Raw genomic sequence first — 23,290 nt, 5'->3', positions numbered from 1 at the left:
TTTATTTTAGATAAATTTGCAGTACTATTATTCTACAAACAATTAATGTCAATTATTACCCTTACTTCAGATTTCGGAAATTTGGATTACAGAGTCGCCGCTGTGAAAGGCAGCATTCTTTCTCTGAATCAGAAGGTTAATATTGTTGATATCACCCACGATATTCAGGCTTTCAACCTTGTACAGACCTCATATATTGTAAGAAATGCTTACAAACATTTTCCGAAAGGCAGCATTCATATCATTGCTGTTGATAGTTTTCAGCATAGATCGAGAAAAAATATTTTATACAAGGCAGATGGTCATTACTTTATTGCAGCAGATAATGGTCTTTTAAGTTTGATATTATTTGACATTAAACCTGAAGCAATTTTTGAAATTACTTTGAATAACAGGTTTGATGATATCGTTAATTTCACGTCAACAGATATTTTTGTTCCGGCAGCCGTACATTTAGCAAACGGAGGTCTTCCTGGAGTGATCGGACGAAAAATTGATACCGCAAAACAACTTTTATTTCCCAAACCCGTACATAATGAATCTGAAAAGATGATTATCGGGGAGGTTACCTATATTGATAATTTCGGAAATATCATCTCAAATATCAGTAAAGACTTTTTTGAAAGTATAGGAAACGGGTATGAAAACTTTACCATCAGGTTCAGAAACTTAGCTCTTTCAAAAGTTTTTTCAAGCCACACAGAAGTTGTTTCTGATTGGGAAAGAGAAACGGAATACCACGGTCAGTCAGCGGCAATCTTCAATGACAGTCAGCTTTTGGAGCTTACGATCTATAAAGGAAGTAAGAAAAATGGGGCAAAAAGCCTCTTTGGAATGAACGTAGGAGAGAATATTTACATTGAATTTTCTTAAAATTATACATTTCATAAAAAAACCGATTTTTTTTATATATTTGTCAAAATCTAAAAATTAAAAATGGCAGAGTACAAATTATTGCTTCCTTCCATGGGAGAAGGTGTTATGGAAGCTACTATTATCACTTGGTTATTCAACGAAGGCGATAATGTAAAAGAAGATGATTCCGTAGTAGAAATTGCAACAGATAAAGTAGATTCAGACGTTCCGACACCTGTTTCGGGAAAAATCGTAAAGATTTTGAAACAGAAAGACGAAGTTGCAAAAGTAGGTGAAGCTATTGCTATTTTAGAGATTGAAGGAGAAGGCGGAAATACTGCTACAGAAGAAGTACAAACGGAAACTCCGGCAGCAACTCCTGATGCTGAGACTTTAAAAACAATTGAACAGGCACTTCAGGTAGCTGCTTCAGCAGAGTTTTCGGGAGATCTTTACCTGTCTCCGCTTGTAAAATCAATTGCTCAACAAGAAAATATTTCTGAATCTGAACTAAAGACGATTAAAGGAAGCGGTTTAGAGGGAAGAATTACAAAAGAAGATATTTTAGCGTACGTTAAAAACAGAGGAAACCAGCCTGTACAACAAGCTGCTCCGGTACAAGTGGCTTCTACTCCACAACCGGTTGCAACTTCAGCTCCGGCTTCCACAATTACCGTTGCAGCAGGTGATGAAATCATTCCGATGGACAGAATGAGAAAAATCATCGCTGAAAACATGGTGAAGGCTAAACAAATTGCGCCTCACGTAACTTCTTTCATCGAAACAGACGTTACCAACGTTGTAAAATGGAGAAATAAGAACAAAGATATGTTCGAAAAACGTGAAGGTGAAAAACTGACTTTCATGCCGATTTTCGTGAAAGCTATTGTAAAAGCAATTCAGGATTTCCCAATGATCAATGTTTCTTTAAATGGAGATAACATTATCAAAAAGAAAAATATCAACATCGGTATGGCAACTGCTTTACCAGACGGAAACCTTATCGTTCCGGTTATTAAAAACGCTGACCAGTTATCTCTTTCAGGATTGGCAAAAGCGATCAACGATTTAGCTTATAGAGCAAGAAACAAAAAATTAAGACCTGAAGATACTCAAGGGGCAACTTATACAATTTCTAACGTAGGAAGCTTCGGAAACCTTATGGGAACTCCAATTATTCCTCAGCCACAGGTTGCAATTATGGCAATCGGAGCGATCGTTAAAAAACCTGCAGTTCTTGAAACTAAAGATGGTGATGTAATCGCAATCCGTCAGTTGATGTTCATGTCTCACTCTTACGATCATAGAGTTGTAGACGGATCTTTAGGTGGAATGATGTTGAAACATGTTCATGATTATCTTCAAAACTGGGATCTTAATACGGAAATTTAAGTATAAATGATAATTGATAAGCCATAAATGATTCCAATTGTCATGTTGAGCTTATTGAAATATCTTTAAAAATAGTAAACCTTCGAATTTTTTCGAAGGTTTTTTATTGAAAGAATATGTAACATTTAATACAGATACTTGACAAACCATGTAAGAAAATAAGCAACTGAACTGTCTTACATAAAAGTATGAACCCCAATCCTCAAAATATGAAACAAATCCTTTTAGCTACATTCATTTTAAACACCTCTGCAATTGCTTTCTCACAGCAAAACAATCAGTCAAAAATGATTGACAGCTATGTAAAAGAAACTATGAAAAACAATCAAATCCCTGGATTGGCTCTTGGGATTATAAAAGATGGCAAAGTAATTTTTGAGCAGTATTATGGTACCGAAAATCTTGAAGATCTTAAAAAAGTGAGTTCCAGCTCAATGTTCAGAGTATATTCTACCTCAAAATTAATGACCAATGTGGGTGTTTTTCAACTGATTGAACAAGGAAAACTTTCTTTAGAAGACAACATCTCAAAGTATGTTGAAAATCTGTCAAAAGATTGGCAGAATGTTAAAGTAAAGAACCTTTTGACTCATTCATCGGGAATGCCTGATGTTATTGCTTTCAATGATATTTTACCCGAAGATCCCAATAATAAGGCTATTGAACGTTTGGGTAAAGAGAAAATGGATTTTGCTACCGGAAATGAATACAGATATAATCAAACCAATTATATGCTGCTTACCATGATCATTGAAAAAACAACAGGAGAATCTTTTGACGATTTTATTGTCAATCATCAATTTTCTGATGTAAAAAACCAGGTTTATTTTTCATCAAATTCTTTTGAAAATATCCCTAACAGAATTCAGAAATACAATTATAACTCCATCACCAATCAATACGAAAAATCTAAATTCAATGATGGTATGAGAGCACATTCCGGAAACGGACTCGCAATAACTCTTCCCGCATTTTTGAAATGGAGTAATCATCTGAATAAAAATGATTTATTGGCCCAAAACACAAAAGAAATGATGTGGAAACCATTTGAGTATGGAAATAAAAGAGATGTCTTTGCTTACGGCTGGGAAATCAATACAACGAATACTGTTCCGTCTTATGGTTTCTCCGGTGGTAACGTAAGTGCTTACAGAGTTTTTCCGCAGAACAATATAACGATCATCATGATGTCGAACGGATACAATTTCTTTCCGGTACAATATCAAATTGTAAATCATATTGCAGGTTTAATTGATAAAAAATTGGCAGATAATTATTCATTAGCTGAAGAGTCCATTATTTCTGAGTTTTCTAAAAAAAGCAACCCAAATGCTGAAAAAAATTACCTCAGTATTAAAATAAAAAATCCAACATGGGATTTTGAAAATCTATTGAACAATATTGGCTATAGTTTGCTGAGAAATTCAAGAACTGATGAAGCCATCAAAGTTTTCTCTTTAAATGTCAAAGAACACCCACAATCAGCAAACGCTTTTGACAGTTTGGGAGACGGATATTTTTCGGCAAAAAACTATACACTCTCACTGAAAAACTATAAAAAATCTCTGAAACTTAATCCTCAGAACAGCAATGCACAAAATATGATTGAGAAAATTAATACTGTCATGACTCAAAAAAATTAATAATAACCTACAAATCCGCTGAATAAAATTCCGTCGAAAGTTGGGATTTTTTTTTTTATATTCAACAATGATCATCTAACCAAAAAACTAACAATATTTACTTTTCAAAATTGAATAGAATTCAAATATTTTAAAATTTAATTAACAAATCAATAATTAAAAGAAGTGATTTTAATTTTCATGACACTCTTTGAAATTTAATTTAATAGCATTAAATTTAAGAGCCTTTTTAAATTTAAAATTTTTATGACTCTATTATTTTTAAACGCAAAGTTTTAATTCTACTTACGCATTATTTTTAGGAAGCAAAGGCAAATAAAATTTGCTGCGCGAAGCTTGAAAACAAAGCTTCATCAAATCAACTTGTTGATTCTTCTTTGCCCACTTAAATAATTAAATCTTTAAATAAAAATCTTTGCGTCAAAAAATGAAGGCAGATTTTTAACTTTTAATCAAATTTAAACAGGGTCTAGACAAATAATATTCAATACCATGGATCTTGACATTAGGAAATTGAACTCCAATAAACTTTTTGATTTTTCGAAAGAAGAGGAAAATTTAATCTTTGAAGTTTATGACAAGCTTTTTGAGCTTTATGATATTTCGGTCGTTGATAGTAAAGATTCGCTTTACAATACATTTAACTCTGACACGGAAAATCCTTTTCCATTGTTTATTCCTAAGATCTGCTATTTTATAACCGATAAACACAAAGCAAATTCTTTTTACCTGTACATCATCAGCAAAATTGAAAAAACAATAAAAGGTGGTCGGCAACCAGCTCAACTAGAAACTTTACAAATGTGGGGATTGAAAAAGCTGGAAGAGGATTTCGATTATATTTCCATCAATAAAAAGAAATGGGCAGATAAAATTGCCGAAATTTTCAGCAGCTTTAACATCAATTTTAAAGACCGTGATTTTAAAGATTTTTATGTGTTAGGAAGCAATACATTTAAAACTAAAGTTTTTTTAACATCCAAGAGAAAAGAAATTATAAAAAGCTTTCCCAATGAGAATTTTAAGCTTGAAATCAAAAGTACCATTTTAAGTTTCGGTTTACCTGAAATACTTACTGTTGAAAATGCCATACTCATTTCAAAATTTTTAGAAGAAATATAAAATCCGCAAAATTGATGTATTTTTAACCTCCGAAATGAACAAATGCTGAAATTTTTATCCCTCATTCGAAGATCTCTGAAAAAATCTTTCGACAACATCCGAAACGAACAACTGAAATACAATCTGCTTCAGGCTATTCCTTTCTGGATTGGCTCCGTGATCACCGGTTTTATTGCAGTAATGTATGCGAACATTTTTGCATGGGGTGAAAATCTTCTTCATTTGATTCTGGACTGGCATTCCTGGATGATCTTTATTATTGCTCCGATTGGTTTTGTTCTTTCATGGTGGTTGGTCAAAGAATTCGCCCCCAATGCTAAAGGAAGCGGAATTCCGCAGGTGATGGCAGCTGTAGAATTAGCAAATCCCAAAGAACACAAAAAGATACGAAGTCTTTTAAGTTTAAAAATCATTGTTTTTAAAATTATTTCGTCTGTTGTTTTGGTTATTGGAGGTGGCGCGGTTGGTCGAGAAGGCCCCACCATTCAGATAGCGGGTTCTGTTTTCAGAAAAGTCAATGAATATCTTCCCGAATGGTGGCCAAAAATCTCTAAGAAAAATATGATCATGACCGGAGCTGCAGCCGGACTTGCAGCAGCTTTTAATACTCCGCTTGGAGGAATTGTATTTGCTGTGGAAGAACTTTCTAAAACGCATATCAATTATTTCAAAACAGCTTTATTTACAGCGGTTATCATTGCAGGGTTAACAGCTCAGACTTTAGCAGGTTCCTATTTATATTTAGGATATCCGAAAACGAATGATGTTTCATTAATGGTCATGCTTCCTATTATTCTGGTAGCAGGAACTGCCGGAATTTTAGCCAGCCAGCTTTCTGTGACGATGTTAAAAATGAATGACTGGAAAAAAAGAAAATTAAAAACCGACAGAGCAAATGTTGTTTTCCTTGTCATTAGCGCTTTGATTATTGCTTCTGTTGCTTTCTTTATTAATAGAGAAATTTTAGGTTCGGGGAAAGAAATCATGGAGCGGGTACTTTTTACCAAAGACAAACATGAAGACTGGTATGTTCCTGTTTTAAGAATGTTGGGTCCTGCCCTGTCTTTTACTTCCGGAGGTGCCGGTGGAATTTTCGCGCCTGCATTGTCAGCCGGAGCAAGCATCGGATCTGTAATTTCAGGATTAATTCATTTAAGTCCTAACGAAACCAATGTAGTGATTCTTGCCGGAATGGTTGCTTTTCTTACCGGAATTACAAGAGCTCCGTTTACATCAGCGATTATTGTTCTGGAAATGACCGACAGACATTCTTTAATATTTCATCTCATGTTAGCAGGAATGGTTTCTTCAATTGCCTCTATTCTGGTGAGCAGACATTCTTTGTATGATATAATAAAGGTAAACTTTCTGAAAGAGATCAGAGAAAAAGAGTAGATATTTCATTACTATTATCAATCTTTACGTATTGCTTATCATTCATTTTCAAAATATTTATAGGCATAATTGCATATTACAAATATATTTTCTAATTTTGCACCTCGAAATAATTAACAAATTCATTTAACATTATGAACAATTACGAAACTGTTTTCATTTTAACTCCCGTTCTATCTGAGTCACAGGTAGAGGAAGCAGTGAACAAGTATGTAGATCTTTTAAAAGAAAAGAACTGCGAAATCGTTGCTAGAGAAAACTGGGGATTAAAAAAATTAGCTTATCCGATCCAATTGAAAAAGAACGGGTTCTATACTTTAATCGAATTTAAAGGTGAAGGTACTGTAGTTGCTGATCTAGAATTAGCATTCAAACGTGACGAAAGAGTAATTCGTTACCTTACTACAAAACTTGACAAGCACGCTGTTGAGTACGCTGTAACTAGAAGAACTAAAGTAAAAGCAGCTAAAGCTTAATTATTAACCCAATTTTTTAAAACGACAAGACATGGCAATAGATGAAATGGCTAAACAAGCCTCAGCTGGAGGAGAATCAGAAGTAAAATTCCTTACTCCGCTTGATATCAATACAAAATCTGAAAAGAAATATTGTAGATTCAAAAAATTCGGAATTAAGCACGTTGATTACAAAGATGCTGACTTCTTATTACAGTTCGTAAACGAGCAAGGTAAAATTTTACCAAGAAGATACACTGGAACTTCTTTGAAATACCAAAGAAAAGTTTCTGCTGCTATCAAAAGAGCTAGACATTTAGCTTTGATGCCTTACGTAGCTGACTTATTAAAATAAGACAAAAAAATAAATAAAAGAAGAGAGCAATCTCTTCTTTTGTTGCTGAATACATCATTAATTCTAACTTGATTTTAGACATCTAAAATCTAAAAAAGGACAACAACAATGAACATTATCCTAAAAAAAGACGTAGAAAACTTAGGTCTTGAATTCGACACAGTAAACGTGAAGCCTGGTTATGCTAGAAACTTTCTAATCCCTCAAGGATTTGCACTTTTAGCTACTCCAAAAAACATTGCAGCTCTAGAAGCTACTTTGGAAGCTAGAAAAGAAGAAGAAGCTAAATTAATCGCTGCTGCAAACGCTGTAGTTGATCAATTAAAGAAAACTTCTGTTACTATCCCTGCAAAAGTAGGTTCTGGTGATAAATTATTCGGATCTATCAACAATGCAGATCTTTCTGCTGCTCTTGCTAAAGCTGGAGTTTCTGTAGAGAAGAAATACATCAAAATCCCTGGTAACACAATCAAGAGAACTGGTAAAGTAACTGCAAACATCAGATTACACAGAAACGTTGAGTACAACTTCGAATTCGATATCGTATCTGACGCACCGGTAGAAGCTCCAAAAGCAGCTCCTGCTAAGAAAGAAGAAGCTCCTTCTGAAGAAGCTTAATCAAGACGAGATTTTTCTCAACATATAAAACCACTTCGTATGAAGTGGTTTTTCTTTTTTAAATATCCTATAAAGTTTGAGTTTAGATTCCTACGGAATGACAAAAGGGTTTGAAAGAACAACATACGAAGACCACTCTCCTACATCTCCCCTCGCAACTTATGCTGATACTCTGTTGGCGGAATTCCAATTACCTTTTTAAAGATATTGCTGAAAGACGAAAGACTGTTATACCCCACCATCATTGCAATTTCGTACATATTGTATTTTCCTTCCAGCATTAGCTCCAGCGAACGGGTAATCCTCAAAGCACGCAGAAAGCGAATATAGTTCATCCCCAACGTTTCTTTAAATTTTCTTGACAGCGTTCTTGTGCTCATCCCGAATTCTTTTGCAGTAGATTCTATTGTTAAAGGCTTTTCAAGGTTCGCATGAATGTATTGGGCAACCTTCAACAAGGTCTCATCATTAGGAAACGGATGCTGAACAGGAAACGCTAGTTTTTTGTCTCTCTTTTCAGGTAAAATCCCTTTTAGTGCTTTAAGGAAATAATATTTAGATCCGTCATTTTTTGTGATTTTCCCATCCCAATATTTTGTATATAAAATCATTTCTCTCAGTAAATGACTTACCGAATAGATATTAATTTCATCAAAGAAGCCATTTTCATCTTCATCTTTTTTAAAGTAAAAATTATATAAATCTACTTTGGGACTGGTCGAAAAAATATAATGAGGGGTTCCCGCCGGAATCCACATAAAGCATCTTGCCGGTAAATACCAATGCTTCGAATCTGTAAAAACATGTACAATACCACCTTCTGCATAGACTAATTGTGCAGAACTGTGATAATGAATCTCTGTTTTTACATTTCCTGTGAGGACATGATACACATAAAATTCGGCATCAATTTCTTCAACGGCTCCAAAATGACTGTCATTCATAGAATAAAGGTAAGAAGAAAATCTCAATTTGGCGTAAATGAACAAATCTTTTTCTGTTTTCACAAATCGTGTCCTATGCTTCACCCCGTAACTTTGCACTATCAAAATCAATTTAGCAAAAAACCTTTAATTAAATTATGAAAATGATATTTGACGCACACAGATATCACTGTATTGCGTTGTGCTTATTATTAGTAAGCAACCTTTTTTATTCACAAATGATCGATTATCAACATCTCAGCTTACAACAAGCCGTTGAGATTGGGCTAAAGAATAATAAAAATATTCAAATCAGCCATCTCAAAAACGAAATGTCCGAAACCAAAGAGAAAGATCTAAAGATGGAGAAACTGCCGGACATTGAATTCCACACTAGCTACAATCAGGTTACGAATCTTTTTCAGCAAGAAAATGGCGTATTTGGAAAAGCAACCAAATATAATATTATTAACGGAATGTATGATTTCACCCTCTCAGCTTCAATCCCGGTTTATATGGGTGGAAAGATTAAAAATACTGAAAAGAAAGCAGCCATAGACACTGAAATATCCTCCTTAAAGACGCATTTGGATGAAAGACAACTGACTATGGAGATCATTACCGCTTTTCTTCAAATCCATCATTTAAAAGAGCAGCAAGGCCTTATTAATGATAAAATGAAGGAAGATTCCATCAATATCAAGCAAGTAAAGTCTTTAAAAGCAAATGGTGTGGTAACAGTGAATGAGGTTTTAAGAACTTCTTTACAGCTTTCGAATCATAAAATGAGCTGGACTGAGCTGGATAACGATATTCAAATTGCTGAACACAAACTGAAAACAATCCTTTCGCTACCGGAAAATCAGGAAATGCATGTTGACACAGAAGATCTGATTTCAGAAAAAGCAGAAATACCTTATGTAGATGAATTAACTGAAACGGCTTTACATAAAAACGAATCTGTTGAAATGACCAACAAAAATCTTTCGCTAAAAAAACTAGATCAAAAGATAACTAAAGCGAATTATTTACCCAAAATTACAGCTGGTGGAGAATATTTTATGAAATATCCGAACATGATGTTTTTCCCTCCCGAACCTTACGCGTACCGTTTAGGAATGATCGGAGTCAATCTTACCTATCCTATCGAAAGTCTGTATAAGAATAAATACAAAATGCAGGAAGCCAAAGAAAACATCAGTCTGGCAAAATTGCAAATCGAGGAAAATGAGGAGAACATCAGACACAATGTTTACGAGGCTTACAAAAAGTTTGAAGAAACCGACCAAAAGGTAAAAATTGCTGAAGAAGCCATCACTCAGGCAAAAGAGAACTATAGAATTGTAAGAACGAAATATGCGAATAAATTAAGCTTAATCACTGAATTAATTGATGCTGACAACTCCTATCTCGAGGCTCAGTCAAATCTTATCTCCGTAAAAATCAACAGACAACTTAAATATTACCAACTCCAATACACGATTGGAAACTTATAAAAACTATGGCAAAGAAAGAATTAACACAAAAGGAAAAAAGAATCAACAAAACGATTACTTTATTGGCCTGGATTCTCATTATCAGCGGAATTACCGGGATGATAAGCTTCTATCTTTTTTCGAGAAAAAATGTTACGACCAACGATGCTCAAATCGAACAATATATTACCCCTGTTTCGAGTAAAGTTTCGGGTTTCATTAAAACAATCAATTTTAACGAAAATCAATTTGTACATAAAGGTGATACTTTAATTGTAATTGACAATCGTGAGTTTGTCAATCAGGTAAAAATGGCTAAAGCAAACCTTGATGCCAATTCCGAAAGCATCAATACCATTGAGAGCGGTGTAAATACCAAAGCGAGCGACACTAAAATCATCGATGCTAAAATCGCTTCTGCAAGAATTGATATCTGGAGAACGGAACAGGATTTTAAACGATATAAAAATCTGGTTTCAGAAGATGCGGCCACTGAGCAGCAGTTTGAAAATATAAAAGCTTCTTACGAACAGGCAAAAGCTAATCTTTTAGCATTAGAACAACAAAAAAATGCAGTGAGAGCAAGCGTGAATGAACAGCAAACAAAAGTTGCTCCGGTAAAAAGCCAGATCCAGCAAAGTTCTGCAAGTCTTAATAATGCTAAACTTTTTCTTTCATATACAGTTGTTACCGCTCCTTATGACGGTTGGGTGGGTAAAAAAACGATTCAGGAAGGTCAGTTGATTAAAGAAGGCCAGGCTTTGGTTCAAATTGTAAGCAAAGAAAAATGGATTATTGCGAATTATAAAGAAACACAATTGGGACAAATCGATCAGAATAAAGAAGTGATTATCACAGCCGATGCGTATCCTGACATTGAATTTAAAGGAAAAATTGTTTCGGTTTCTCCAGCTTCAGGTTCGCAGTTTTCTTTGGTAAAACCGGACAACGCAACAGGAAACTTTGTGAAAATCGAGCAGAGATTTCCGGTAAAAATCATTCTGGATAATAATCAGAATAACGAAAAATTACTCTCCGGAATGAATGTTCTGGTGAGTGCCAAAAAGATATAAAATTTGAGAGACGGGGAAATTGAGAGTAGGTGTTGAAAAGATAGATGTATTAGATTTTAAATTTTTCAAATTCCTCTCTCTCAAATTTAAAACAATCTTTACATTATTTTTAACGAAAAGGCAGAACCGCAAAATAGCGAATTTGCAAATTTTTTCTCAAGCATATTTGCCATTTTATCTTTTACTTTTTTTTACACTTTGCTCTTTTGTCTTTTCGTTTTTTTATTATTAAATACAGCAATTTTATCATTCGTCACTTTACGATTTTGCTTAAAAAAATCATGCAACACAATACAATTTATCATAAATGGGTACCACAATGGTTGAAACTGCCGCTTTTGATTCTGGCGCTGTTTCCCCACCTGATGTTGTTGTCGATATTACACTCTAATAGCGCCTTCACATCTTCTTTTATGGATGTCGATTCAGATGACATTCAATACTTAATGATTTTGATGTACGGGACATTTGTGGTTACCCTTTTAGTTATACAACGATTTATGGCGTATTTCAGTGTGAAATATTATACCTTATTGATGTCTTCCGTTTCTATTCTCATCCTTTACGGGCTCTCAATTACTAGCGATTATCATATTATTTTGGTAATCAGATTTTTGGAAGGTGTTTTCGGGGTATTGGAAGGTGCTATTTTTTTGCCTTTAATCATAGCTGAACTCAAAACGAAGCACGCCAAAGAAATTGCCTATACTTTCATGTATACCATTATTCTTACAGGAGGAACGATCACAACTTCCTTGTTAAAATCAAGCATTGAAGACTACGATTTTAAACATATGATTTTGATGATGGTTTATTTCCATGTTTTTGTCTTAATTATTGCCTTTGCCATTTTTAATAAAAACAGATTTTTCCCTAAAAAACCTCTGTATCAATTGGATATCACAAGCTGGTTTTTACTTTGGGTTTGTCTTCAGGCAGGTGGTTATGCTTTGATTTATGGGAAAAGATTAATGTGGTTTGAATCTGATATCATCATTCTTTGTTTTTTAATTTTCCTGATTTTCGGAGGATTATTTATGTTAAAACAGAGAAATCAACCCCGTCCTTTTTTTCATTTTGAAGTTTTCAGTTCAAAAAATTTAATTGCCGGAGTTATTCTGTTCTTTATTTTTTACATTTTAAGAGCTTCTATAAATAATGTGTACAGCATTATGGCAACCGTATGGAAATGGCCGTGGGATTACATTGTAGAAATCCAATACTGGAATGTTGCGGGAAGTCTTTTAGGAGTTTTTTTATCGGCTTTATGTATCACAAAAGGGGCTTCTTCAAAATTGATTTTCTTTACGGGATTTCTGATCTTGGCGATTGACTGTGCATGGTTTACTTACACTTTCTATCCAGATACTACCCTACAAACAATCTGTCCGCCTTTATTTCTTCAAGGTCTTGGACAAGGATTGCTATTTACACCTTTGGTTTTCTTTTTAATTGCAGGAATGCCGGAAAAATATGTTTCCAATGCAACAGCAGTAGGAACGGCAACAAGATTTTGGACAACAGCTATCGGATATGCTTTAATGCAGAATTTAATGCTATTTTTAACCTTAAAACATTCAGATAGCATAAGCTATGCAATGACCGACACCAATCCTGTCTTCTATTCCCAATGGAATCAGGTTTTCGGAGCCAATATCACAAAACTACCGGTAAATGAATCTTTGTCTATGACAGCAGGTGTTTTCAAAGCAAAGATCAACGCTCAGGCAATCCTTCTTTCCAATATGGAAATCTTCACAGGATTATTCTGGCTAGCTTTGATTACGGCTTTTGTTGTACTTTTATATCATCCGGTGAGAATTGCCGTAAGAAATATTATGTAATTTTATTCTAACAAAAATTCAGAAAATAAAAAAGGGAAACTTAGACTATTATTAATCTAGAGTTTCCCTTTTATGCTTTTATTGAGTAACTTACTCTCCCCAAAACGTCCATACAGAACCATTGAAAACAGCAAGCTGTTTTTTCACGGTATCATATACCATCATTCCCGGCGCCGGAGAAATAATATTGAGATGCGGGCTCGCAACTTTTGGTAAAATCATAGCTTTATTACTATCTTCCAACACTAGAATTCCTGAAGTTGCAGTAGGTGTACCGATAGCAACTTTCACAGTCGATCCGTCGGTCAAGACATCCTGCAAACTCGAATCGGCAATTCCCGTGGCATCTATAGAAAGATCAACCCAAGAATTATTTTGGTAAGATTTTATTTTTTTATCTGTAAGGTCAAAAACCAAAGTTCCGTTCACGGCATTCTGTACACTCGCAACATCTGTCACCCAAGGCAGAACCATTCCACGATTTTCATTTCCAAATTCCAGTGAAGAAGATGAAGATTCCAAAGTGGCTTTCCCAACAGCAACCTGAGAAAAAACTGAAGAAGAAATTATTAATCCTATTATTAAAACTGTTTTTTTCATTTTGATTTAATTTTAAAATTAATCCGGACACGTTTGATTATTAAAACATTTCCAACCTGTAGAAGTTCCGTCGATATTTATTTGCAGGCAATTCTGAGTAGTATTGTAAACAGTCATTCCCTCTTTCAAATCTGCTGCAGGAATTGCTGCTACCTGAGTATCACTCAGCCTATTCAAAACAAACCCTTTTGTTTTAGATTCCAATACCATCCAGGCTCCTTTTCTTGCTCCGGGCCAGTTTGTGTCACCAGAATTAGCTCTTCCCAATCCTGTAATTCCCAAATTGGATGGCAGGATTGTTCCTGCAGTTATAGCCGGTTTATAGCAAGGAGTAGTTCCTGCTCCGGGAACAATTATAGTATCAACTGCTGTATCACAATTCGTAGGGTCTGACTGTTGACAGATCTGATACGTCAAAGTATAGGTTCCTGCCGGTGTCCCGGGAGCAACCGTAACATGACCGTCAGTTGTATTTAAAGTAATATTGGGATTTGAAGTTAAAATCTGAGACATAATCACATTGGCTATCGTTGCCTGTGGACCATTATAAGCCTCAAAATCATTATCTAAAACAATTCCGGTAGAAGTACTTCCTGCATTAATTGTATAAGAATCATCCACTGCCATTGGAGGAAGATCCCCATCAAGAGCAGGACAAAACCCAGGATTAATTACCAGCGGAGCACTACAACTTCCGGTAGAGGCACAATCAAAAGTAACATTCGTAAGAAAACTAGGGTTACTATTCATAAAAACCGTACTTGGATTTGAAGTACCACTAAATAACTTGAAGTCAAGGTTAGGGCCTAAAACTGCATTATTTACCTGAATAGGATTTAAAACTTCTATATATCCTTTTTTAGAAGATGAGGAAGGGCCCGTAAAAGTTGCATTCCCTCCCTGATAATGGCTTATTGACATTTTCCCTTCATTATAAATAACAGCATCTGCAGGCGCGTTATTCATACTTCCGTTGGAAGTAAAAAGTCCGAAATTATAAATCTCACTAGAATTTCCGGACATATTGATATCACCATTAGTAGCAAAAACACCTGTATTTAAAATTGCTCCTCCATTAATATTAAATCCGTTACCCGAAATAATACTTCCGCAATTGATATAAACACTATTTTCGTTATTGGTATAATTTCCACTCAAAAACATAAGTCCTCCTCCTTCATTTCTAAAATAGGTAACGGCAGAATTACTCATATTCATGTTTCCATTGATGGTAAAGTTTCCGTAGTTATCGACTGTGTTAGTGGTATTATCCCCAAATTGCAAAACGCCCATTTCTATAACCCCTTCATTGACAATAACATTCTGTTGCCCATTCAATGTAAAATTTCCATTCCCTGAACTCATGGATACATTTCCTGTGCTAAAAACATGGACATTAATATCAGCAACCACACTTGCGGCCTGACTAAAAAGAAGCGATCCATGAACATCAAAATAAATCATTGCATTTGCGATTCCTGTAAAATTATTCTGAAATGTCACAGTAACTCCGGGAGCAATACAAACTTTCACATTAGATCCGAAAGTAGGATTATTAAAAGTCATGTTTGTAGTAAAACAAATTGTTTCGTTATCCGGAAAATGATAGTTAGGATCAGAAGGATCTGTGATTGTACATCCCGTACATTGAGCATGCAAAGCGTAGCCCATTAAAACTAACGTTAGTAATAAAAGTTTTCTCATTTTTCGTAATTTGGCGTACATAAAATTACATTTTTTTCGTCACAAAACAAGGAAAATGCAAATATTTTCCTAATGTTAACAACACATTGATTAACAATTTAAATCTATGTAATTTTAACATGAATATTTTAAAGCTACCCGATTTTATAAATTAAAAACGTATTATATGGAAATTCAGGAAATTGTTTCAAATCAGAAAAAATTTTTCAAAACCCAGCAAACGAAAAATACTACGTTTCGTAAAATGAATCTTGAAAAGCTAAAGGATTTGATTATTAAAAACGAAAATCTTTTATATGAAGCTATTGCTAAAGATTTCGGTAAATCGAAATTTGATACGTTCACTACAGAAATTTCGTTTGTAATAAATGACATCAATTATTATCTCAAGAATTTAACATCACTTTCCAGGCCTAAAAAAGTCAGCACCAATCTCGTTAATCAAATCGGGAAAAGCAGAATTCATTCTGAACCATTGGGAAATATTTTGGTAATAGGTGCCTGGAATTATCCATATCAATTATCCCTCTCTCCCATCATTGCAGCTTTGGCAGCCGGAAACTGCTGCATTTTGAAACCCAGTGAAATTGCAGAAAACACAATGAAGATCATGTCAAAAATCATTAATGAGAATTTTCCTTCCGAGTATTTATATGTTTATGAAGGCGGAATTGATGAAACAACAGAACTTTTAAAACTTAAGTTTGATAAGATCTTTTTCACCGGAAGTACAAAAGTGGGAAAGATTGTTTACAAAGCCGCCGCAGAACACCTAACTCCGGTCACGTTAGAATTAGGCGGAAAATCTCCCGCAATCATTTCCAAAGAAGCCAATCTTGAAATCGCAGCCAAAAGAATTGTCTGGGGCAAATTTTTAAATGCAGGACAAACCTGTGTAGCACCTGATTATATATTAGTAGAAAAATCAGTTCAGGAACCGTTTTTACAATTGCTCGAAAAATACATCGGAAAATTTAACTATCAAGCCGATTCTGAAAACTATACTAAAATCATTAATCAAAAGAATTTTGAACGATTAATAAAGTTAATTGACAAAGATAAAATTTACTTGGGAGGAAATTCAAATGAAGAAAAATTATATATTGAACCCACGATTCTAACAAATATCAACTGGGATGATGAAGTTATGCAGGAAGAGATTTTCGGACCTATTTTGCCGGTACTTTCTTTCACTGATTTTAACCTAGCTTTAAATGAAGTTTTAGAGCACGAAAAACCACTTGCCGCTTATTTATTCACCAACAATTCTGAAGAAAAAGAAAAGTTTATGAATACCCTTTCATTTGGTGGCGGTTGTATCAACGATGTGATTATGCATCTGGGAAATGAAAATCTTCCGTTTGGAGGTGTCGGAAGTTCAGGAATTGGAAATTATCATGGGAAATTCGGATTCGAGACCTTCTCTCATCAAAAAGCAATACTGGAAAAAGCAACGTGGGGAGAACCCAACATCAAATATCCTCCGTATTCGGATAAAAAATTCAGCTGGATCAGAAGGTTTCTGTAAAGCTTATTCCGGTTTTTATTTTAATAATAAAAGTCACAAAAGATTTAGATAACATATTTAAAGTGTATCACTAAGTTGAAAAAAAAATACACAAACCATAAAAATCTTTGATTTTTATTCTTTTGACAGCTTTTAAGATTTATTAGCAACTGTATAAATAGCTTTTGCATCTTTTGTGGTTAAATTGAATACCCGTTGAAACATATTAAAAATAAAAACCGGGAAAATTTCCCGGTTTTAGTTTATGATTTCTTTGGAGCCCACTGATTAAAGAACTCTTTTACTTTTTCTAAGCTGTATCCTTTTCCTTGTTCCAATACATCACTTTGCTGTACATGGATCATTTTACCATTTTTATCCAGTACAATGAACACAGGATACCCAAATTTATCACCCGGATTTCCATATTCAGCAAAAATCTTCTCATTTTTGTTCTCCGGAGAATAATTCAGATGATAATACAGATAATTTTTATCTACCACATTTTTCAGTTCCGGTGTGCTCTGTACATACTGATTAAATCTTAAACACCAGATACACCAGTTTCCTCCTGCCTGAATCATGATATTTTTACCTTCTTTTTTGGCTTTAGCGATCAATTTATTAATATCTGCCTGTGCATCTGCTTTCGGATCATAAGGTTTTGGCAGTTTTGCCTTTTCTTCTGCCGCAGCTTTCTTCTTCGCTTCCAATTCTGCAGCATCACTTTTCACCAACAAAGCCTTATCTCCAGAGTTTTTTGCTTCAGGAGTTTTTTTGATTTCTGTATTCTGAGCCCAAATTACAGTACTCAGAGCTACAAAAGCTATTAACGACACTTTTTTCATACTATAAAAATAAAAAAATAATACTTATTACCTGCAAAAATGAAACCATATTTTTATTATCCTTAAATTTGCATACTCTATGAATTTTTTAATCAAAATACTTTATTTAATCTCAAAGATCCCGCTTAAGATATTATATATTTTTTCGGACATCATTTTCTTTTTAAACTACTATATTGTGGGATACAGAAAGAAAGTCATCTTACAAAATATTAAAAACTCTTTTCCTGAAAAAACAGATGAAGAGCTACAGGCTATCTTAAAGAAATTCTATCTCAATTTTTCTGACTATTTGGTAGAAACCGTAAAATCGTTCAGTATAAGTGAGACTGAATCACGGGTAAGAATGCAGCATATCAATCAGCATTTGTTTCATGAAGCCAAAGCAGAAGGTAAAAATATTATTTTACTTGCAGGGCATGTTTTCAACTGGGAATGGATGAATGCTTTGGCACTTCTTACTCCTCAAAAGAACTCTCACCCTGTTTATAGAAAGGTAAATAGCAGCTTTTGGGAAGACCAGATGAAAAAAGTCCGCAATAAATTCGGAAACGAAGCACTGGAAGCGAATGAAGTGATTCTGAATATTTTCAGAAACAAAAATGACGGTGAGTCAATTTATATGTTTGTAGCAGATCAGACTCCTCACGTTGCTCATGTAAACTATGGTCTTGAATTTCTTAACCAGAGAACACCTGCTTTTATAGGCTATGATAAACTAGCTACGAGAATGGATCTAATTTTCATTTACTGTGAAATGAAGAAGGTGAAAAGAGGCTTTTATCAGGTAAATTACCATAGAATTTATCCGGATGGAGAAAAGTTCGTGAATAATGAAGTGGTAAAGAAGTTTCATAAATTATTAGAAAATACCATCCACAAATATCCTGACAATTATCTTTGGTCGCACAGAAAATGGAAATATCAGGATTCCATCAAAAATTTTGATGCCGAAAAAATATAAAATGAAATCTAAGCTTGCAATTGTCATCTTAAACTGGAACGGGAAAAACTGGCTGGAAAAATTTCTTCCAAGCGTAGTTGAATTTTCTGATGATGCTGATATTTTTGTAATTGATAATGCATCAACAGATCATTCTGTAGAATTCCTGAAAACAGATTTTCCATCTGTACAGATTGTAATCAACTCTACAAATTTCGGTTTTGCAGGAGGATACAATGAAGGTTTAAAGCAAATTGACGCAGAATATTATTGTTTACTTAATTCAGATGTAGAAGTGACTAATAACTGGATTCAGCCTATTCTAAGTCTTTTTGAAAAGAATCCGGATATTGCAGCTATTCAGCCTAAAATTTTATCTTATACTGATAAAAATAAGTTTGAATTTGCTGGAGCTGCAGGCGGTTTAATTGATAATTTAGGCTATCCTTACTGCAGAGGAAGAGTTTTTGATGAAGTGGAAGAAGATAAAGGGCAATATGATGATGAAACAGAAATATTCTGGGCTTCAGGATGTGCTCTTTTTATTCGTTCAAAAGACTTTTGGAGTCAGAATGGTTTTGATGAAAGATTTTTTGCCCATCAGGAAGAAATTGATCTTTGCTGGAGATTAATCAATTCAGGACGAAAGATTTTTTATACCGGAAAATCTAAAGTGTATCACGTTGGAGGCGGAACTTTAAACAAACAGAGCGCTCAGAAAACCTATTTAAATATCAGAAATAACCTTTCTATGATGCTGAAAAATCTGCCTTTTCCTAAATTGATCGGGTTGATCTTTTTCAGGTTATGTTTAGATGGTGTTGCAGGAATTTATTTTGGTTTAAAACAAGGTTTCCCCCATCTTTGGGCAGTTGTAAGAGCTCATTTTGGATTTTATGCTCAAGCTTCCGGAACCTGGAAACTAAGACAAAAGCATCAGAAGAATACTTTCTATCAATCAAAATGGTTGATCTTTAAACACTTTTTATAGAGGATGAATTTAGTTTTCGACACCTATTATTTTGATAACGATAAAGCCAATACCATCTGTTTAGCTTTTGAAGACTGGGAAAATACTGTTCCGGATTATGAATTTTCTGAAATAAAGGAAGGGGTTGAAGAATATATTCCCGGGGAATTTTACAAAAGAGAATTGCCTTGTATTTTAAGTCTTTTAGAGAAGATTAAAACTCAGATTAAAGACATTTCCTGCATTGTTATTGATGGTTTTGTCTATCTTGATGATGATATGAAAGCTGGTTTGGGAAAACACTTATTTGATGCCTTAAATGGCGAAATACCTATAATTGGTGTGGCTAAAACCAATTTTGCCACCGTTGAAAAATATAAACTGCCTTTAAAAAGAGGAAACAGTGGAACTCCGTTATATATTTCGAGTGTAGGGATTGATATGGAGACTGCTTATGGCTTAATTAAAAAGATGCATGGAGATTTCAGAATTCCTACTCTTTTGAAAAAAGTGGACACTTTAACAAGACAATTTTAAATCATGGATTTTTGCGCAATAGATTTTGAAACAGCCACTTTCGACCGGAACTCAGCCTGTGAGCTGGGAATTTGTGTTGTGCAAAATTCAGAAATCGTAGAAACGAAAACATGGCTGATCAAGCCTCCCAGTTTTCCTTATTTCAACCAAAGAAATATTGATGTACATGGGATTTTACCTCAAGATGTAAGGGATGCTCCTACTTTTGAGGATATTTGGTATGAGGTGGAAGAAATGATGTACGGAACATTAATGGTTGCCCACAATGCAAGTTTTGATGCAAGTGTTTTGCGTGGCTGTCTTGATTATTACGGAATGTTTACTCCAAAATTAGATTATCTGTGCAGTATTCAGCTTGCTAAAAAGTCATGGAATTATCTTCCAAAGTATGGTTTAAAGCATTTAGCAGAATACCATCAGATCAAATTCAACCATCACAGAGCAGGAGACGATGCAGAGGTTTGTGCAAAAATATCTTTATTAGCTTTTGAACGTTTATTTATGACAAACAACGAAGAAATAAATGATTCTATCTTAAAAAAGTACATAAAAAAACTGTAATTTTAAAACAAAAACATGAAAAAAATTTTATTCTCTTTTGTGATAATTTGGGGTTCTTTTATTTATGCTCAGGCAGATCTTTACAATACAAATTGGTACTTAAAAAAAGTCGTAAAAAATAACATCAATTATAATCTTCCTCAAAATAGCGAAATAGGTTCTCCTATTCTTACTTTTACATCAACATCTAATCCAGGAGCTCTATCTACGACAAATTTAAACAGTTCTATTTGTGGACAAAGTATTTCGGCATTATTATACAATATTGATATGACGACAACTACTTTAAACTTCTGGACTTACGTTGTTGGTATTGGTAATACCTGTACAACGCCTGAAAATATTACTTTTTCTCCTTTATATACAGGTTATTTTGGTCAGAATTTCCCTGTTCACAGTTATCAAATAACCTATACGGGAAACACAAAAACCCTTATACTTACCAACGGTTTAGGGGATCAAACCTTTTATCAATCAGGTAATTTAAATACCAACGACATCAGTCATAATTTAGCGGAAAAAATTACAATTATTTATCCTAACCCCGCAACTGATTATTTAGTAATAGAATCAAAACATCCAATAGAATGGACTAAAGTCTACAACTCTGAAGGAAGGCTGATCCTACAAAATAAATATGAAACGAAACTAGATATTTCTGCACTATCTAAAGGAGGTTACTTTTTAGAAGTAAAATCCCAAAATGGTACTAGCAAACATAAATTTATCAAAGAATAATTTTTAATTACTCAATACCTCAGACAAAAGATTAAATTTCGGAATATCAATTTCAAAATTCTCTTTGGTCTGTTCGTTTCTTACCAAGTATTTACCACTCATATTACCTACTCCGGAACGAAGCATTACATTCGAAAAATAAGCGAAGTTTTCATCAGGTTCTATTACAGGAGTCAGACCGATTACTCCATCTCCTACAATCTCTGTATAGCCAAAGCCAACATCGAAAATCAGCCATTTTCTTTTAAGAACTTTCACAGGAAAATCTCCCTTATTTTCAATCACAATGTTATATTTGAAAACGTAGCGGTTTTCTGAGGGATAACTGTTCTTACTATCATATTCAGGAACTACTGAAACTTTGATATTAGATGTGATTTTAGAGAACATTTTTTTGTTTTATTTGTTAAATACAAAAATCTCGCCTTTTTCAAGGCGAGATTGTAAAATATTTTATAATGCTATAAATTATAATCCAAGACCTTTTCTTTCGTCTCCACCCAATAGGATTTCAACAGGATTGTCAATACCTTCTTTTACCGCAACAAGGAATCCTACAGATTCTTTACCGTCGATAATTCTGTGGTCATAAGACATCGCAACGTACATCATTGGACGAATTACAACTTGTCCGTCAACAGCAACCGGTCTCTGGATAATGTTGTGCATTCCCAAGATTGCAGATTGAGGTGGGTTGATAATTGGTGTAGATAACATTGATCCGAAAGTACCACCGTTTGTAATCGTGAAAGTACCACCAGTCATTTCATCAACAGTGATTTTTCCGTCTCTTACTTTGATAGCCAAATCTTTGATATTTGCTTCAACACCAGCGAAAGACATATTTTCAGCATTTCTCAATACAGGAACCATCAATCCTTTAGGACCTGAAACTGCAATTGAAATATCGCAGAAATCGTAGTTTACTTTGAAATCTCCGTCAATAGAAGCATTTACATCGGGGTATAATTGTAATGCTCTAGTAACCGCTTTTGTGAAGAAAGACATGAAACCAAGTCCTACTCCGTGTTTTTGAGCAAATTCTTCTTTATATTGTTTTCTTAGTCTAAAGATCTCAGACATGTCAACTTCGTTGAAAGTCGTTAACATTGCTGTTTCATTCTTTACAGAAACTAATCTCTGAGCGATTTTTCTTCTAAGAACTGAAAGTTTAGTGGTTGTTGTAGATCTAGAACCTGTAGCTGTCATTGGGTTTCCTCCGAATGCAGGAACAGCAGCCAATTCAGCATCAGATTTAGAGATTCTTCCATCTCTTCCAGAACCTGAAACCTGAGAAGCATCAATCCCCTTTTCGTCAAGAATTTTCTTAGCCGCAGGAGACGGAGCACCTGTAGCATAAGTTTGAGGTGCGGCAGCAGGTTTTGGAGCTTCTTGTTTAGCCGGTTCAGCCACTTTCGGAGCTTCCTCTTGTTTTGGAGCTTCAGCGGCAGGAGCAGCGCTACCCGCAGGTTTTGCAGCATCCATATCGATTAAACAAACAACCTGTCCTACTTGTACCACATCACCTTCTTCAGCTTTCAGAGTGATAACACCACTTTGCTCAGCAGGCAATTCAAGAGTCGCTTTGTCTGAATCTACTTCAGCGATTGGTTGATCTTTTTCTACGTAATCACCATCTTTCACAAGCCAAGTTGCAATTTCAACTTCTGTAATTGATTCGCCCGGTGAAGGAACTTTCATTTCTAAAACTGACATATCGTAATTTTTATTT

The 23,290-nt window shown here is 34.5% G+C and carries 23 protein-coding genes; 17 read left to right on the top strand and 6 right to left on the bottom strand.

Annotated features, from left to right (window positions below):
- Nucleotides 1–45: 45 nt before the first annotated feature.
- The 8 genes from JI747_RS03040 (at nt 46) to rplI (ending at nt 7,835) form a co-directional block, all read left to right on the top strand.
- A complete protein-coding gene (locus tag JI747_RS03040; protein WP_225686199.1) occupies nt 46–873 on the top strand; it encodes an SAM hydrolase/SAM-dependent halogenase family protein in 828 nt (275 codons plus the stop codon).
- Nucleotides 874–936: 63 nt separating this feature from the next.
- Nucleotides 937–2,247 carry a dihydrolipoamide acetyltransferase family protein gene (locus tag JI747_RS03035; RefSeq protein ID WP_225686197.1) on the top strand — a complete coding sequence of 437 codons (1,311 nt, stop codon included), beginning with the start codon at nt 937–939 and terminating at the stop codon, nt 2,245–2,247.
- Nucleotides 2,248–2,456: 209 nt separating this feature from the next.
- Entirely contained in the window at nt 2,457–3,890 is a 1,434-nt protein-coding gene (locus tag JI747_RS03030; RefSeq protein ID WP_225686195.1) for a serine hydrolase domain-containing protein, read from the top strand.
- A gap of 492 nt (nt 3,891–4,382) precedes the next feature.
- Nucleotides 4,383–5,012: a hypothetical protein gene (locus JI747_RS03025; protein WP_225686194.1), complete on the top strand. Its 630-nt coding sequence runs from the start codon at nt 4,383–4,385 to the stop codon at nt 5,010–5,012.
- 42 nt (nt 5,013–5,054) lie between these two features.
- On the top strand, nt 5,055–6,407 hold the full coding sequence (locus JI747_RS03020; RefSeq protein WP_225686193.1) for a chloride channel protein: 1,353 nt from the start codon (nt 5,055–5,057) through the stop codon (nt 6,405–6,407).
- Between the two features lie 134 nt (nt 6,408–6,541).
- Entirely contained in the window at nt 6,542–6,883 is a 342-nt protein-coding gene (gene rpsF, locus JI747_RS03015) for a 30S ribosomal protein S6 (protein WP_039365402.1), read from the top strand.
- 31 nt (nt 6,884–6,914) lie between these two features.
- The gene (rpsR, locus tag JI747_RS03010) at nt 6,915–7,217 is read left to right on the top strand and encodes a 30S ribosomal protein S18 (RefSeq protein WP_007844708.1); all 303 of its coding nucleotides are present in this window, start codon (nt 6,915–6,917) and stop codon (nt 7,215–7,217) included.
- Nucleotides 7,218–7,325: 108 nt separating this feature from the next.
- Nucleotides 7,326–7,835, top strand: coding sequence for a 50S ribosomal protein L9 (gene rplI / locus JI747_RS03005; RefSeq protein ID WP_225686192.1), 510 nt, complete (start codon nt 7,326–7,328; stop codon nt 7,833–7,835).
- 140 nt (nt 7,836–7,975) lie between these two features.
- Here the strand turns inward: rplI and JI747_RS03000 are convergent, their stop codons facing one another.
- Nucleotides 7,976–8,842 carry a helix-turn-helix domain-containing protein gene (locus JI747_RS03000; RefSeq protein WP_225686191.1) on the bottom strand — a complete coding sequence of 289 codons (867 nt, stop codon included), beginning with the start codon at nt 8,840–8,842 and terminating at the stop codon, nt 7,976–7,978.
- A 74-nt stretch (nt 8,843–8,916) separates the two neighbouring features.
- Between JI747_RS03000 and JI747_RS02995 the strand changes: the two genes are divergently transcribed.
- The 3 genes from JI747_RS02995 (at nt 8,917) to JI747_RS02985 (ending at nt 13,150) form a co-directional block, all read left to right on the top strand.
- Nucleotides 8,917–10,254, top strand: a complete 1,338-nt coding sequence (locus JI747_RS02995; protein ID WP_225686190.1) for a TolC family protein — start codon at nt 8,917–8,919, stop codon at nt 10,252–10,254.
- 5 nt (nt 10,255–10,259) lie between these two features.
- Nucleotides 10,260–11,306 (top strand): HlyD family secretion protein, encoded by a 1,047-nt coding sequence (locus tag JI747_RS02990; protein ID WP_225686189.1) that lies wholly within the window; start codon nt 10,260–10,262, stop codon nt 11,304–11,306.
- A 281-nt stretch (nt 11,307–11,587) separates the two neighbouring features.
- Nucleotides 11,588–13,150, top strand: coding sequence for an MFS transporter (locus JI747_RS02985; RefSeq protein ID WP_225686188.1), 1,563 nt, complete (start codon nt 11,588–11,590; stop codon nt 13,148–13,150).
- A gap of 90 nt (nt 13,151–13,240) precedes the next feature.
- On the opposite strand, the gene JI747_RS02980 is transcribed toward JI747_RS02985, so the two are convergent.
- Nucleotides 13,241–13,750, bottom strand: a complete 510-nt coding sequence (locus tag JI747_RS02980; RefSeq protein WP_225686186.1) for a hypothetical protein — start codon at nt 13,748–13,750, stop codon at nt 13,241–13,243.
- 18 nt (nt 13,751–13,768) lie between these two features.
- Nucleotides 13,769–15,454: a hypothetical protein gene (locus tag JI747_RS02975; RefSeq protein ID WP_225686184.1), complete on the bottom strand. Its 1,686-nt coding sequence runs from the start codon at nt 15,452–15,454 to the stop codon at nt 13,769–13,771.
- Between the two features lie 166 nt (nt 15,455–15,620).
- On the opposite strand from JI747_RS02975, the gene JI747_RS02970 reads away from it, so the two are divergent.
- Complete coding sequence (locus JI747_RS02970) at nt 15,621–16,982, top strand: aldehyde dehydrogenase (protein ID WP_225686182.1); 1,362 nt, start codon at nt 15,621–15,623, stop codon at nt 16,980–16,982.
- Between the two features lie 242 nt (nt 16,983–17,224).
- Here JI747_RS02970 and JI747_RS02965 read toward each other — a convergent pair whose 3' ends face one another.
- Nucleotides 17,225–17,809 carry a thioredoxin family protein gene (locus JI747_RS02965; protein ID WP_225686180.1) on the bottom strand — a complete coding sequence of 195 codons (585 nt, stop codon included), beginning with the start codon at nt 17,807–17,809 and terminating at the stop codon, nt 17,225–17,227.
- Nucleotides 17,810–17,888: 79 nt separating this feature from the next.
- Here JI747_RS02965 and JI747_RS02960 point away from each other — a divergent pair, with 79 nt between their 5' ends.
- The 5 genes from JI747_RS02960 to JI747_RS02940 are packed head-to-tail and all read left to right on the top strand — an operon-like array spanning nt 17,889 to nt 21,558.
- Complete coding sequence (locus JI747_RS02960; RefSeq protein ID WP_225686179.1) at nt 17,889–18,773, top strand: lysophospholipid acyltransferase family protein; 885 nt, start codon at nt 17,889–17,891, stop codon at nt 18,771–18,773.
- 1 nt (nt 18,774) lies between these two features.
- On the top strand, nt 18,775–19,743 hold the full coding sequence (locus JI747_RS02955; protein WP_225686178.1) for a glycosyltransferase family 2 protein: 969 nt from the start codon (nt 18,775–18,777) through the stop codon (nt 19,741–19,743).
- Nucleotides 19,744–19,746: 3 nt separating this feature from the next.
- Entirely contained in the window at nt 19,747–20,259 is a 513-nt protein-coding gene (locus JI747_RS02950) for an endonuclease V (protein WP_225686177.1), read from the top strand.
- 3 nt (nt 20,260–20,262) lie between these two features.
- On the top strand, nt 20,263–20,820 hold the full coding sequence (locus tag JI747_RS02945) for a 3'-5' exonuclease (RefSeq protein WP_225686176.1): 558 nt from the start codon (nt 20,263–20,265) through the stop codon (nt 20,818–20,820).
- Nucleotides 20,821–20,835: 15 nt separating this feature from the next.
- Nucleotides 20,836–21,558 (top strand): T9SS type A sorting domain-containing protein, encoded by a 723-nt coding sequence (locus JI747_RS02940; RefSeq protein WP_225686175.1) that lies wholly within the window; start codon nt 20,836–20,838, stop codon nt 21,556–21,558.
- A gap of 3 nt (nt 21,559–21,561) precedes the next feature.
- Here the strand turns inward: JI747_RS02940 and apaG are convergent, their stop codons facing one another.
- Entirely contained in the window at nt 21,562–21,948 is a 387-nt protein-coding gene (apaG, locus tag JI747_RS02935; RefSeq protein WP_225686174.1) for a Co2+/Mg2+ efflux protein ApaG, read from the bottom strand.
- Between the two features lie 78 nt (nt 21,949–22,026).
- The gene (odhB, locus tag JI747_RS02930; protein ID WP_225686172.1) at nt 22,027–23,274 is read right to left on the bottom strand and encodes a 2-oxoglutarate dehydrogenase complex dihydrolipoyllysine-residue succinyltransferase; all 1,248 of its coding nucleotides are present in this window, start codon (nt 23,272–23,274) and stop codon (nt 22,027–22,029) included.
- Nucleotides 23,275–23,290: the final 16 nt, after the last annotated feature.

The sequence above is a fragment of the Chryseobacterium tagetis genome (assembly GCF_016735585.2).
GTDB lineage: Bacteria > Bacteroidota > Bacteroidia > Flavobacteriales > Weeksellaceae > Chryseobacterium > Chryseobacterium tagetis.
This window is presented reverse-complemented; position numbering and strand designations above follow the sequence as displayed.

Excerpts from the sequence above, each read along its gene's own strand:
- JI747_RS03025 (WP_225686194.1), top strand. The coding sequence starts at position 4,383 with ATGGATCTTGACATTAGGAAATTGAACTCCAATAAACTTTTTGATTTT.
- rpsR (WP_007844708.1), top strand. The coding sequence starts at position 6,915 with ATGGCAATAGATGAAATGGCTAAACAAGCCTCAGCTGGAGGAGAATCA.
- JI747_RS03040 (WP_225686199.1), top strand. The coding sequence starts at position 46 with ATGTCAATTATTACCCTTACTTCAGATTTCGGAAATTTGGATTACAGA.
- JI747_RS03035 (WP_225686197.1), top strand. The coding sequence starts at position 937 with ATGGCAGAGTACAAATTATTGCTTCCTTCCATGGGAGAAGGTGTTATG.
- rplI (WP_225686192.1), top strand. The coding sequence starts at position 7,326 with ATGAACATTATCCTAAAAAAAGACGTAGAAAACTTAGGTCTTGAATTC.
- JI747_RS02970 (WP_225686182.1), top strand. The coding sequence starts at position 15,621 with ATGGAAATTCAGGAAATTGTTTCAAATCAGAAAAAATTTTTCAAAACC.
- JI747_RS02945 (WP_225686176.1), top strand. The coding sequence starts at position 20,263 with ATGGATTTTTGCGCAATAGATTTTGAAACAGCCACTTTCGACCGGAAC.
- JI747_RS02940 (WP_225686175.1), top strand. The coding sequence starts at position 20,836 with ATGAAAAAAATTTTATTCTCTTTTGTGATAATTTGGGGTTCTTTTATT.
- JI747_RS02995 (WP_225686190.1), top strand. The coding sequence starts at position 8,917 with ATGAAAATGATATTTGACGCACACAGATATCACTGTATTGCGTTGTGC.
- JI747_RS02965 (WP_225686180.1), bottom strand. The coding sequence starts at position 17,809 with ATGAAAAAAGTGTCGTTAATAGCTTTTGTAGCTCTGAGTACTGTAATT.
- JI747_RS02985 (WP_225686188.1), top strand. The coding sequence starts at position 11,588 with ATGCAACACAATACAATTTATCATAAATGGGTACCACAATGGTTGAAA.
- JI747_RS02990 (WP_225686189.1), top strand. The coding sequence starts at position 10,260 with ATGGCAAAGAAAGAATTAACACAAAAGGAAAAAAGAATCAACAAAACG.
- JI747_RS02955 (WP_225686178.1), top strand. The coding sequence starts at position 18,775 with ATGAAATCTAAGCTTGCAATTGTCATCTTAAACTGGAACGGGAAAAAC.
- JI747_RS02975 (WP_225686184.1), bottom strand. The coding sequence starts at position 15,454 with ATGAGAAAACTTTTATTACTAACGTTAGTTTTAATGGGCTACGCTTTG.
- JI747_RS03020 (WP_225686193.1), top strand. The coding sequence starts at position 5,055 with ATGCTGAAATTTTTATCCCTCATTCGAAGATCTCTGAAAAAATCTTTC.
- JI747_RS02960 (WP_225686179.1), top strand. The coding sequence starts at position 17,889 with ATGAATTTTTTAATCAAAATACTTTATTTAATCTCAAAGATCCCGCTT.
- rpsF (WP_039365402.1), top strand. The coding sequence starts at position 6,542 with ATGAACAATTACGAAACTGTTTTCATTTTAACTCCCGTTCTATCTGAG.
- apaG (WP_225686174.1), bottom strand. The coding sequence starts at position 21,948 with ATGTTCTCTAAAATCACATCTAATATCAAAGTTTCAGTAGTTCCTGAA.
- JI747_RS03030 (WP_225686195.1), top strand. The coding sequence starts at position 2,457 with ATGAAACAAATCCTTTTAGCTACATTCATTTTAAACACCTCTGCAATT.
- JI747_RS02980 (WP_225686186.1), bottom strand. The coding sequence starts at position 13,750 with ATGAAAAAAACAGTTTTAATAATAGGATTAATAATTTCTTCTTCAGTT.
- odhB (WP_225686172.1), bottom strand. The coding sequence starts at position 23,274 with ATGTCAGTTTTAGAAATGAAAGTTCCTTCACCGGGCGAATCAATTACA.
- JI747_RS02950 (WP_225686177.1), top strand. The coding sequence starts at position 19,747 with ATGAATTTAGTTTTCGACACCTATTATTTTGATAACGATAAAGCCAAT.